Raw genomic sequence first — 12,206 nt, 5'->3', positions numbered from 1 at the left:
AATGAATACGAATAGAAAATAGAATCTTTACAGAGAGGTGAAAATCATGAGAGAAGGAATCCATCCTAATTATTATCAGGCAACTGTAACCTGCAACTGTGGAAACACATTCGTAACAGGATCTACAAAACAGGACATCCACGTAGAAATCTGCTCTAAATGTCATCCATTCTATACAGGTCAGCAGAAAGCAGCTCAGGCTCGTGGACGTATCGATAAGTTCAACAAGAAATACGGCCTGAAATAATCAGAATATAGTAAAATGTGAGAAGGTTGAGGTTGGGAAATCTCAACCTTTCTTGTTTTATGGAGAATAAAACAGGAATTAATATTTTCCGTAGGAGAAAAGAATGAGATCATCAAATATCGGCGGCCAGGCTGTAATGGAAGGCATTATGATGCGCCACAAAGACAAGTATTCCATTGCCGTCCGCAGGCCGGACAATGGGATTGAATTAAAAGTAGAAGACTACAAATGTACGTTTGGAAATGCAAAATTTCTTAAGTACCCTCTGATCCGTGGGGTAGTCAGTTTCGTAGATTCTCTGGTAGTGGGTACGAAGTGCCTGATGTATTCTGCTGAGATCGCAGGAGACGAGGAGGATGAAGAGGAAGCAGAAAAGAATGCCGCACTTTCTGAGGAAGAGCGTAAGGCAAAGAAGGCAAAAGAGGACAAACAGTTCAAATGGCTGCTGTATGTCACAGTTGCAATTTCTATTGTAGTGTCTATTGCCGCTTTCATGTTGCTTCCGTATGCACTTGCAAGTCTTTGCAGAAAAGTAGGGGCTTCTGAATTTGTAGTTACAATAGTAGAGGCATTTGTGAAACTTGCATTATTTATGGGATATATGCTTCTGATCTCCAGAATGAAGGATATTCAGAGAACATTCATGTACCATGGGGCAGAACATAAATGCATTAACTGTGTAGAGCATGGGCTGCCGCTTACGGTAGAGAATGTTCTGGCAAGCTCCAGACAGCATAAGCGTTGTGGAACAAGTTTCCTGTTTCTGGTTATGCTGGTCAGCATTTTCCTGCATTTTATTTTTGTACTGGTTCCGGGCTATTGGGTGAGACTGTTCGGAAGACTTCTTATGGTGCCGGTTGTAGCCGGAATTTCCTTTGAAATCATCCAGTGGGCAGGCAGATCTGACAGCAAGATTGCTGATTTCTTCAGTAAACCAGGTCTGGCAATGCAGAAGCTGACCACTAAGGAACCGACAGCAGATATGGCAGAAGTTGCTATCAAGGCTGTGGAAGCAGTCTTTGACTGGAGAGCTTATCTGAAAGAAGAATTTGGGGTTGAAGTTCCACCTGCTGAGGAAACGGAAGCATCTGAGAACACAACTTCTGTAAATGCTGAATGATCAGTAGGAAGATAAAATTCAGATATTCGGTTCTGAGTAAGTATTGAAACGGATTGCAAATATTTACTGGATATTTTGAAAAAATAGACTGTTGTTTGTATTAAGCAAGAATAGAAAGGTGTAACTCCATGAACGGAGAAACTCTGACAGGATTATTAAAAAAAGGACAGAACATCCTTGCGCAGGCAGGGATTGAGGAAGCCGGGCTGGATGCCTGGCTCCTTCTGGAATATACCACAGGAAAAAGCCGGGCGTATTATTTTGCACACGGAGAAGAATGTGTTACAGAAAGTGTCTATGACCAGTATCTTGAACTGATCGGCAGACGTGCTGAGCACATACCGCTGCAGCATCTCACGCATCAGGCTTTTTTTATGGGATATGAATTTTATGTAGATGAGAACGTGCTGGTACCGAGACAGGACACAGAAACCCTGGTGGAATCCGCGCTGGAATGTATGAAAACAGCAAAATCAGAAGAATCTGAGAAAGGACTGCATATACTGGATATGTGTACCGGATCCGGATGTATCTTGATCAGCCTGCTGAAAGAGATTCCGAGTGCGTACGGAACAGGTGTGGATCTGTCGGAAAAAGCACTGGAAGTAGCAGGAAAGAATGCACGGACACTGGAAGTGGATAGCAGGGCAGAATTTATAAAAAGTAACCTGTTTTCTGCGGGATATTTTACAGGATCTGGTATTACATCAACAGAAAGTAACAGAAAAGATACAGAACATAAAAATAGTAATGGAAATCATAGCACTGCTTATGATATGATTATTTCAAATCCGCCATATATTCCAACAGCGGAGATCGAGGAACTTATGGATGAAGTGAGACTTCACGATCCGCGAATGGCACTGGACGGCATGGAAGACGGCCTTTATTTCTACAGGGCTATCACAAAACAGGCAAAGAACTATCTGGTTCCAGGTGGCTGGCTTCTATATGAAATCGGATGCAGTCAGGGAGAAGATGTGGCAGGCCTTTTGCAAAAAGAAGGATTTGAGAATATTGAGATAAGACAGGACCTCGCCGGACTAGACCGGGTAGTCCTTGGACGAAGGAATTTACAGGAGGAGAAACATGTTTGATAAATTAGACGATCTGCTCATTCGCTTTGAGGAAGTGCTCAATGAGCTTGGAGAGCCTGGTGTTACAGACAATCAGGAGCATTTTCAGAAGCTGATGAAGGAACAGAGTGATCTGCAGCCAATCGTAGATGCTTACCGTGAGTATAAGAAGAATAAAGAGACTATTCAGGACAGTCTTTCTATGCTTGAGGAAGAGAAAGATGAAGATATGCGCGAGATGCTTAAGGAAGAGTTAGCTGACGCGAAGAAGAATGTAGAGGAACTGGAGCATGAGCTTAAAATCCTTCTTCTGCCTAAGGACCCGAATGATAATAAGAACGTTATCGTTGAAATCCGTGCAGGTGCAGGTGGAGATGAGGCAGCTCTTTTTGCAGCAGAGATTTACCGCATGTATGTAAAATATGCAGAATCCCGCCGCTGGAAAACAGAGATGATGAGTCTTAATGAGAATGGTATCGGCGGGTTCAAGGAAGTTACTTTCATGATCACAGGTGCCGGTGCTTATTCCAGACTGAAATATGAGAGTGGTGTACATCGTGTACAGCGAGTTCCGGAGACAGAATCCGGCGGACGTATTCATACATCTACCTGTACTGTTGCCATTATGCCGGAAGCAGAGGAGATTGATTTCCATCTGGATATGAACGACTGTAAGTTCGATGTATTCCGTGCGTCTGGTAATGGTGGACAGTGTGTCAATACAACCGACTCTGCGGTACGTCTGACTCATATCCCTACAGGAATCGTTATTTCATGTCAGGATGAGAAGTCACAGCTTAAGAATAAGGATAAAGCATTGAAAGTCCTGCGTTCCCGTCTGTATGAGATGGAGCTTGCAAAGCAGCATGATGCAGAAGCAGAAGCAAGAAGAAGCCAGATCGGAACAGGGGACCGTTCTGAGAAGATCAGAACTTATAACTTCCCGCAGGGACGTGTGACAGACCATAGAATCAAACTGACACTGCACAGACTTGAGAATATCTTAAACGGTGATCTGGATGAGATCATTGACAGTCTGATCGCAGCAGATCAGGCAGCGAAACTGAGCAATCTGCAGGATGAGGAATAAGACAGCATACTGACGGGCTGGGAGAACCGGCAGATGTAAGAAGGAATAGGAAACAGCTGAAAAAGCATGAGAATAGGAGAAGGAAAACAGGAGGAAAATATTTATGCAGAAAACAGCACTTGTAATTATGGCAGCAGGAATCGGAAGCCGTTTTGGAAAAGGGATCAAGCAGCTTGCACCGGTAGGACCGTGCGGTGAGATTATTATGGACTATTCTATCCATGATGCTCTGGAAGCAGGATTTAACAAGGTTGTGTTTATCATTCGTAAGGATCTGGAAGAGGAATTCCGCAAAGTGATCGGAGAGCGCATTGAGAAGATCACAGAAGTAGAGTATGTTTTCCAGGAACTGGATGATCTGCCGGAAGGATTTAGCAAACCTGCAGACCGTACGAAACCATGGGGAACCGGCCAGGCAGTACTTGCTGCAAAGAAAGTTCTGGATGAGCCGTTTATCGTTATCAATGCAGATGATTACTATGGAAAAGAAGCTTATGTAAAAGTACATGACTACCTGATCCAGGAACAGCTAAAAGATGGCAAGATTCATATTTGCATGGCGGGATTCCGACTGGGAAATACATTAAGCGATAATGGAAGTGTTACAAGAGGTATCTGCAATATTGAGAATGGACAGCTTACAGGTGTAACAGAGACACATGATATATTTAAAACTGCGGCCGGCGCTGAGTCAAGAACTGACGGAAATGTGAAAGCGCTGGATGTAAAGGACCTGGTTTCCATGAATATGTGGGGACTGACACCGGATTTCATGGAGATCCTTGAGAAGGGATTTGTGGAATTTCTTGGCGGTCTGACACCGGATGAGATCAAGAAAGAGTATCTTCTTCCAGAGCTGGTAGATCGTCTGATCAAGAACGGAAGTGCAAAGGTAGATGTTCTGGAGACAAAGGATACATGGTTTGGTGTAACTTACCAGGAAGATAAAGAAACAGTAATGAACGCATTTAAGGATCTCACAGATGCAGGAGTATATCCGCAGGGACTTTATAAATAATTTCGGGAGTAATTGACAGACAGACGATCGAATAAGATACAGACAGCAGTGTGAGTAAAGGAGAGCTATTATGGGAAAATATTTTGGAACAGATGGATTTCGTGGAGAAGCTAATGTAAAACTGACAGTAGATCATGCATTTAAAGTAGGACGTTATGTTGGTTGGTATTACGGAAGAGAGCATAAGGCCAAAATCGTCATCGGAAAAGATACAAGAAGAAGCAGCTATATGTTTGAGTATGCACTTGTTGCAGGCCTGACTGCGTCCGGTGCTGATGCATATCTTCTTCATGTGACTACAACTCCGAGCGTTTCCTATGCAGTACGCACAGAGGATTTTGACTGTGGAATCATGATTTCTGCAAGTCATAATCCATTCTATGATAACGGTATCAAGCTTCTGAACGGCAATGGACAGAAGATCGAAGCAGAAGTAGAAACAAGAATCGAAGCATATCTGGATGGCCTGATCGAGGATCTTCCTCTGGCAACCAAGGAAGATATTGGACGTACCGTAGACTTTGCATCAGGAAGAAACCGTTATATCGGACATCTGATTTCTATTCCAAGCCGTGATTTCAAAGGTCTGAAAGTTGGTCTTGACTGTGCAAACGGAAGCTCTTCAGCAATTGCAAAGAGCGTATTTGATGCACTTCAGGCAAAGACTTATGTGATCAACAATCAGCCGGATGGAACCAATATCAATACAAACTGTGGCTCTACACATATTGAAGTTCTGCAGAAATATGTGGTAGATAATGGACTGGATATCGGCTTTGCATATGATGGCGATGCTGACCGCTGTATTGCCGTAGATCATAAGGGAAATGTGGTTGACGGCGATAAGATCATGTATGTATGTGGAAAATATCTCAAAGAGCAGGGCAGATTAAAAGGAGATACAGTGGTAACTACTGTTATGTCTAATCTTGGTTTGTACAAATCTCTGGAAAGAGAAGGCATGAAATATGAGCAGACCGCCGTTGGTGACAAATATGTAGCTGAGAATATGATGGAGAATGATTACAGCCTGGGCGGCGAGCAGTCTGGACACATCATTTTCAGCCGTTATGCTGCAACAGGTGACGGAATACTGACTTCTCTGATGGTCATGGAAGCATGCGTGGAGAAGAAAGCAACTCTGTGTGATCTGGCAAAAGAAATGAAAGTTTATCCGCAGCTTCTCAGAAATGTCCGTGTAGCAGACAAAAAGACTGCAAGAGAGAATTCGAAGGTTGTCGCAATTGTAAAAGAGGTGGCAAAAGAACTTGGAACTGACGGACGTATTCTTGTACGCGAGAGTGGTACAGAACCACTGATCCGTGTAATGGTGGAAGCCGGAACTGATGAGATCTGCCATGAGAAAGTAGATCGAGTAGTGAAAGTAATGGAAGCAGAAGGTTTGATCGTTGACTGATCAGCCGACAAGGGAATTGCATGAAAATTAGAAAAACTGGACTGCTTCTGGCAGCAGGCTGTCTGAGTCTTATGCTTCTGACAGGCTGCAGTCCGGAAGATACAAAGAACTATAAACAGGCGGCTTTGGATCTGGAGCAGGGGAATTACGAGATTGCCCTGGAGGAATATGAAACTGCGATCGCAGCAGGAGTAAAAGTTGCTCAATCTTACAGAGGAGCCGGTGTAGCCCAGATGAAACTGGGAAATTATGAAGATGCCATAACGAATTTTACAAATGCGCTGAATAGTGATAAGGTGGGAAAGAATCTGAAAAAGGACATTCTGTCCTATAGAGCTGCCGTTTATCTGAAAATAAAAGCATATGAGGAAGCTCTGGCAGATTGTCAGGCATTGGCGGAATCCTACGATATGGACGCAGATATCTATTTCCTCACAGGAGAGACTGCATTGGCTATGGACTCTTATGAGGAAGCTGCCTCTAATTTTGAGCAGGCATATGGTGAGGATGCGACTTATGACAGAGCAATTCAGATCTATGGAGCATACCTGGATAAGGATATGGAGGCTGATGGAACTCGTTATCTGGAGGCCGCTTTGTCAGGCACTGCGAAGAATGCGCAGGATCATTGTGATCGCGGTCGGGTCTATTACTATATGGATGATTACGATAATGATGTAGATGAGCTGAAACAGGCAATTGACGGAAATAATACAGAAGCTCTGGCATTGCTTGGAATGGTATATATGGAGCAGGGCGACAGCGAGAATGCAAGAACTATGTTCCAGCAGTATGTATCACAGGCAGACAATGGAGCGAAGGGATTCAACGGGCTTGCGCTGTGTGATATCGAAGCGGGAGACTATGACAGTGCGCTTTCTAATATATCCAGCGGAATTCATGTGGCAGAAGGTGAAGAGCTGCAGAGCCTGTTGTTTAATGAGATTGCAGTTTATGAGAAGAAACTGGATTTTCAGACTGCACTGCAGAAAGCGAAAGAATATCTGGATCTGTATCCGGAAGATAAGACTGTAAAGAAAGAACTGGCGTTTTTGAATACCCGTGTAAGTAGTACGGATTCTGCTTCTGTGGAGAGTGCAGATACGACATCCGACAGTGGAGTCGCAGAGGCAACTGATGACACTACAGAAGCAGATAATGCGGAAAGTGCACAGTAATACAGATTATCTGGAGTAATTGTCTACACTGGATTGTGTAGGAGAAATTATGCTACTGAAGTGATCCGCCGCAGGGGAGAATCTTGCAAGCAGGATTCTTTACTGTATGCAAAATAGCGAGGCAGAGACGTTTGCCTGACTAAGGAGATATTATGGAAGAATTTGGAAAGCTGGAAGAACGGGTCGTTCTTGTGGGTGTTCAGACCGGAGATAATGACAACGTGGAGGAGTCTCTGGACGAACTTGAAGAGCTTGCCTCAACAGCCGGGGCTGTCACTGTGGGAAAGATCATACAGAATCGTGAAGCCGTACATCCGGGAACCTATATTGGAAAAGGTAAAATCGAGGAAGTGCGTGCAATGGTATATGCCATGGATGCAACTGGTATTATCTGTGATGATGAGCTTTCTCCTGCACAGCTCAATAATCTGGAACGCGAGCTGGACTGTAAAGTAATGGACAGAACATTGCTGATCCTGGATATTTTTGCGGCACGTGCGATTACGAGTGAAGGTAAGATACAGGTAGAGCTTGCACAGCTCCGTTACAGAGCAGCCCGTCTGGTTGGATTAAGAGAATCTTTGTCACGTCTGGGCGGTGGAATTGGAACAAGGGGTCCCGGAGAGAAGAAACTGGAAACAGACCGTCGTCTGATTCGTACCAGAATTTCTGCATTGAAGCAGGAGCTTACACAGGTAGAGAAGCACAGAGAGCTGATACGTTCAAGTCGTGCAAGAGGAAATATGAAGACGGCAGCCATTGTAGGATATACCAATGCAGGAAAGTCTACTCTGTTAAATAAACTGACAGGCTCTGATGTTCTGTCAGAGGATAAATTGTTTGCGACCCTGGATCCGACAACCAGACTTCTCAATCTGAAGGATGGACAGCAGATTCTGCTGACAGATACGGTAGGATTTATCCATAAACTGCCGCATCATCTTGTAGAAGCATTTAAGAGTACCCTGGAAGAAGCGAAATATGCAGATTATATCATTCATGTGGTAGATTCTTCGAATCCACAGGCAGAAATGCAGATGCATGTCGTATATGAGACACTGCGGGAGCTTGGAGTGATGGGAAAGAAGATTATCACACTTTTTAATAAGCAGGATGCACCGGGGGCATTTGTACTGAGAGATTTTAAGTCCGATTATACATTGAAGATTTCTGCGAAAACAGGGCAGGGGCTGGATGATTTAAATAATCTTCTGGAGAAGCTTTTGGCAGAAGAGCAGATCTATGTAGAGCGTCTTTTTCCATATCAGGAGGCCGGAAAGATTCAACTTATCCGTGAATATGGACAGTTGATCTCAGAAGAATATACAGAAGCAGGGATTGCTGTAAAGGCAAGAGTGCCGAAAGAAATCTATGCGAAAGTTGTATAAAAGAAAGAACATATGTTTATTTATGGGCAAAATTATGTTATAATATCGCTATAAAAAATCTGCCGGATAGTCTTGTGATAAATTGCAGATTTTCAGAAAAAATAGTATTTTTTTACAGAAATATTGTCCTGTACAGAAAAAATAAAAAACGCAAAGAACACCATATATTGTGCCTTTTGAGAAATTGAGGAACATTATGTGGTGTTTTTCTGTGTTGACGAAAGATAGATACTCTGCTACAATAGACCTACAGCGTTTACCGGACGCGGAGTGAACGGTAGGCGGCAGTGTCCTTGACAGGACATACGAACAAGAGAAGATGGGGGCATTAATATGTTTCAGGTAGTAAAACGTGACGGCGAATTGGATGAGTTTAAGATCGGCAAGATCACTGCAGCCATCCATAAAGCTTTTGATGCAAAAGAGAAGAATTACAGTGAAGAGATGATCGATCTTCTGGGACTTCGTGTTACTTCTGATTTTCAGAAGAAGATTTCCGACAATAAGATTACAGTAGAGGAAATTCAGGACAGTGTAGAGAACGTACTGATCCAGGCAGGATATGCAGATGTAGCCAAGGCATATATTCTTTACCGCAAGCAGAGAGAGAAAGTCCGCAATATGAAATCTACAATCCTCGATTATAAAGAGATCGTCAACAGCTATGTAAAGGTTGAAGACTGGCGTGTAAAAGAGAACTCTACAGTTACTTATTCCGTTGGTGGTCTGATCTTGAGCAACTCCGGAGCAGTAACCGCGAATTACTGGCTGTCTGAGATCTATGATAATGAGATCGCAGATGCACACAGAAATGCAGACATTCACATTCACGATCTGTCCATGCTGACCGGATATTGTGCAGGATGGTCATTAAAACAGTTGATCAAGGAGGGACTTGGCGGTATTGAAGGCAAGATTACTTCTTCCCCTGCAAAGCACTTAAGCGTTCTTTGCAATCAGATGGTAAATTTCCTTGGAATCATGCAGAATGAATGGGCAGGCGCTCAGGCTTTCTCTTCCTTTGACACATACCTGGCACCTTTTGTCAAAGCAGACAATTTAAGCTATCCGGAAGTGAAGAAATGCATTGAATCCTTTATCTATGGAGTGAATACACCGAGCAGATGGGGAACACAGGCGCCGTTTTCCAATATTACACTTGACTGGACCGTGCCGGACGACCTTGCAGAGCTTCCAGCAATCGTTGGCGGTAAGAACATGGACTTCAAGTATAAGGACTGCAAGAAAGAGATGGATATGATCAATAAGGCATTCATCGAGACAATGATCGAGGGTGATGCCAATGGACGGGGATTCCAGTATCCAATCCCGACCTATTCCATTACAAAAGAGTTCGACTGGTCTGACACAGAGAACAATCGTCTCCTCTTTGAGATGACATCCAAATATGGAACGCCATATTTCTCAAACTATATTAACAGTGATATGAAACCGAGCGATATCCGAAGCATGTGCTGCCGTCTGCGTCTGGACTTAAGAGAGCTTCGTAAGAAAAGCGGCGGATTCTTCGGATCAGGAGAGAGCACCGGTTCTGTGGGTGTTGTAACCATCAATATGCCACGTATTGCATATCTTTCTAAGACACCGGAAGAATTTTATAATCGTCTGGATCGTTTGATGGATATTTCCGCACGTTCTCTGCATATTAAGAGAGAAGTCATCGGCAAGCTGCTGGATGAGGGATTATATCCGTATACTAAGAGATACCTGGGAAGCTTTTCCAATCATTTCTCAACCATCGGTCTGGTTGGTATGAATGAGGTTGGACTGAATGCACGCTGGTTAGGTGGGGACATGTCCGATGAGAGAACTCAGAAGTTTACTAAAGAGGTTCTGGAACACATGAGAGAGCGTCTGTCTGATTACCAGGTGAAATATGAAGGCGAGCTCTTTAATCTGGAGGCAACCCCTGCTGAGTCTACAGCATATCGTCTGGCGAAACATGACAGAAAGCGCTGGCCGGATATTAAGACTGCTGGTAAGAAGGGAGATACTCCTTACTATACAAACAGTTCTCATCTTCCGGTTGAATATACGACAGATATTTTTGATGCACTGGATATTCAGGATGATCTGCAGACACTGTATACTTCAGGTACAGTATTCCATGCATTTATCGGTGAGAAGCTTCCTGACTGGAAGGCAGCAGCAGCTCTGGTACGAAAGATCGCAGAGAACTATAAACTTCCATATTATACCATTTCTCCGACATATTCTGTATGTAAAGAACATGGATATATCAGCGGAGAGCACTTTACCTGTCCGAAATGTGGCAAGAAGGCAGAAGTTTACAGTCGTATCACCGGATATTACAGACCGGTTCAGAACTGGAACGATGGTAAGGCGCAGGAGTACAAGAACCGTACACTTTATGATGTGATGCATTCAGATATCAAGAAGATGCAGCCGGTACACACAAGCGTAGTTACGATGACTAAGGATGATGTAAAAATTGAGCCGGTGACCTCTCATAAATATCTGTTTACAACCAGTACCTGCCCGAATTGCAAGATGGCAAAGAAGATGCTGGAAGGCGAGGAACTGGAGATCATCGATGCAGAGAAGAATCCGGAGATGGCAAAGGAATTCGGAATCATGCAGGCTCCGACTCTGGTCATTACTGATGGTGAGCATATGACGAAGTATGTAAATGCGTCTAATATTCAGAGATATGTGGATGAAGAGTTATAAATAGAAAGATAATGTGTACAAACGCCGGACTTGATGTTCCGGCGTTTGTTTTGCGTCAGGAATTGATAAAATACCAGCAGGAAAGGGGATTTTCATTTCCTTTGTAAGATGCTATAATGAGTACAGAATGTTATGAGCACTATAAAAAGAGCTGAAATATCAAGATTAATTAAAGTTTTTGGAGGATAAAAAGAGATGGTGAAACAGAATATCGTATTCGTAGAAAATAAAGCAGGAAGTCTGAAGAGAGTAACTGGTATGCTTGCAGATAATGATATTAATATTTATGGTTTTGCATGCTTTGATGCCCCGGAATTTGCAATCTTCCGTATGATCTGCGATAACCCGGATAAAGCGGAGATGATTTTGAATCAGAGAGGATATATGAATCGTATTACACAGGCAATCGTAGTAGATATGAAAGATCAGGTTGGTGGTCTGGATGAACTTTTGAAGATCATGGCTGACAGCAACGTAAGCCTTGATTACATTTATACTTCATTCCACAGAAAAGATCTCAGACCAGTAGTGATCCTGCATTCTGAGGATATCGCAGTGACAGAGAGCGTTCTTAAGAATAATGGATTCAAAGTATTCTCTACAGCAGATGAACTGGAGAAATAATAAAGGGCAGAATATTTATCGCATAGAGTGAGAAAATAATCACAGGGCTTGTGGGGAGAAATCGAAGAATTCACAGGCTCCTGTGATTTTTTGTTTTTATGTCACAGAAAACCTGAGACATACTGCGCGAATTTATGCGATTAGCATAAATTCTGTGCATCGCGAAGCGTGTTACTGGGCACGGAGTGAACAGTAACCCTTATTTCACTATATTCATATAGGAAATAAAAATATATCTTGACTAACTAACTAGGAATACTATATAATAAGACTAGATGATAATAGGAAAAATTTCTAAATAGAGAGCAGAGATGCTGAGAGGACATGAAGTCAGGA

Annotated in this window: 10 protein-coding genes; all 10 read left to right on the top strand. The window is 43.1% G+C overall.

The genetic code is table 11. From position 1 onward, the window contains the following. Window positions 1-46: 46 nt before the first annotated feature. The 10 genes from rpmE (at window position 47) to KQI87_RS02945 (ending at window position 11,870) form a co-directional block, all read left to right on the top strand. The gene (gene rpmE, locus KQI87_RS02990; protein ID WP_118509422.1) at window positions 47-247 is read left to right on the top strand and encodes a 50S ribosomal protein L31; all 201 of its coding nucleotides are present in this window, start codon (window positions 47-49) and stop codon (window positions 245-247) included. 103 nt (window positions 248-350) lie between these two features. After that, on the top strand, window positions 351-1,367 hold the full coding sequence (locus KQI87_RS02985; protein ID WP_216458854.1) for a DUF1385 domain-containing protein: 1,017 nt from the start codon (window positions 351-353) through the stop codon (window positions 1,365-1,367). A gap of 128 nt (window positions 1,368-1,495) precedes the next feature. After that, window positions 1,496-2,464, top strand: coding sequence for a peptide chain release factor N(5)-glutamine methyltransferase (gene prmC / locus KQI87_RS02980; protein ID WP_216458853.1), 969 nt, complete (start codon window positions 1,496-1,498; stop codon window positions 2,462-2,464). Next, window positions 2,457-3,533, top strand: coding sequence for a peptide chain release factor 1 (gene prfA / locus KQI87_RS02975; RefSeq protein ID WP_216458852.1), 1,077 nt, complete (start codon window positions 2,457-2,459; stop codon window positions 3,531-3,533). The genes prmC and prfA overlap by 8 nt, the downstream gene beginning before the upstream one ends. A 103-nt stretch (window positions 3,534-3,636) precedes the next feature. After that, the gene (locus KQI87_RS02970) at window positions 3,637-4,551 is read left to right on the top strand and encodes a nucleotidyltransferase family protein (RefSeq protein ID WP_216458851.1); all 915 of its coding nucleotides are present in this window, start codon (window positions 3,637-3,639) and stop codon (window positions 4,549-4,551) included. A 70-nt stretch (window positions 4,552-4,621) separates the two neighbouring features. Beyond that, window positions 4,622-5,968, top strand: coding sequence for a phosphoglucosamine mutase (gene glmM, locus KQI87_RS02965; protein ID WP_216458850.1), 1,347 nt, complete (start codon window positions 4,622-4,624; stop codon window positions 5,966-5,968). 20 nt (window positions 5,969-5,988) lie between these two features. Next, entirely contained in the window at window positions 5,989-7,146 is a 1,158-nt protein-coding gene (locus KQI87_RS02960) for a tetratricopeptide repeat protein (RefSeq protein ID WP_216458849.1), read from the top strand. 152 nt (window positions 7,147-7,298) lie between these two features. Beyond that, on the top strand, window positions 7,299-8,534 hold the full coding sequence (gene hflX / locus KQI87_RS02955) for a GTPase HflX (protein WP_216458848.1): 1,236 nt from the start codon (window positions 7,299-7,301) through the stop codon (window positions 8,532-8,534). A gap of 333 nt (window positions 8,535-8,867) precedes the next feature. Further along, complete coding sequence (locus tag KQI87_RS02950; RefSeq protein WP_216458847.1) at window positions 8,868-11,246, top strand: ribonucleoside triphosphate reductase; 2,379 nt, start codon at window positions 8,868-8,870, stop codon at window positions 11,244-11,246. 195 nt (window positions 11,247-11,441) lie between these two features. Next, window positions 11,442-11,870 (top strand): amino acid-binding protein, encoded by a 429-nt coding sequence (locus tag KQI87_RS02945; RefSeq protein ID WP_216458846.1) that lies wholly within the window; start codon window positions 11,442-11,444, stop codon window positions 11,868-11,870. The last annotated feature ends 336 nt before the right edge of the window (window positions 11,871-12,206 follow it).

Origin of the sequence: Blautia sp. MSJ-9, from assembly GCF_018919065.1 — a bacterium.
In the GTDB taxonomy this organism is placed as follows: Bacteria; Bacillota; Clostridia; order Lachnospirales; family Lachnospiraceae; genus Blautia_A.
The sequence above is the reverse complement of the archived record's forward strand: the minus strand, read 5'-3'. Positions and strand labels throughout refer to the sequence as shown.

What these genes read in the sequence shown, in the direction of transcription:
- KQI87_RS02970 (WP_216458851.1), top strand. Translation starts at nt 3,637, where the DNA reads ATGCAGAAAACAGCACTTGTAATTATGGCAGCAGGAATCGGAAGCCGT.
- rpmE (WP_118509422.1), top strand. Translation starts at nt 47, where the DNA reads ATGAGAGAAGGAATCCATCCTAATTATTATCAGGCAACTGTAACCTGC.
- prmC (WP_216458853.1), top strand. Translation starts at nt 1,496, where the DNA reads ATGAACGGAGAAACTCTGACAGGATTATTAAAAAAAGGACAGAACATC.
- prfA (WP_216458852.1), top strand. Translation starts at nt 2,457, where the DNA reads ATGTTTGATAAATTAGACGATCTGCTCATTCGCTTTGAGGAAGTGCTC.
- hflX (WP_216458848.1), top strand. Translation starts at nt 7,299, where the DNA reads ATGGAAGAATTTGGAAAGCTGGAAGAACGGGTCGTTCTTGTGGGTGTT.
- glmM (WP_216458850.1), top strand. Translation starts at nt 4,622, where the DNA reads ATGGGAAAATATTTTGGAACAGATGGATTTCGTGGAGAAGCTAATGTA.
- KQI87_RS02950 (WP_216458847.1), top strand. Translation starts at nt 8,868, where the DNA reads ATGTTTCAGGTAGTAAAACGTGACGGCGAATTGGATGAGTTTAAGATC.
- KQI87_RS02985 (WP_216458854.1), top strand. Translation starts at nt 351, where the DNA reads ATGAGATCATCAAATATCGGCGGCCAGGCTGTAATGGAAGGCATTATG.
- KQI87_RS02960 (WP_216458849.1), top strand. Translation starts at nt 5,989, where the DNA reads ATGAAAATTAGAAAAACTGGACTGCTTCTGGCAGCAGGCTGTCTGAGT.
- KQI87_RS02945 (WP_216458846.1), top strand. Translation starts at nt 11,442, where the DNA reads ATGGTGAAACAGAATATCGTATTCGTAGAAAATAAAGCAGGAAGTCTG.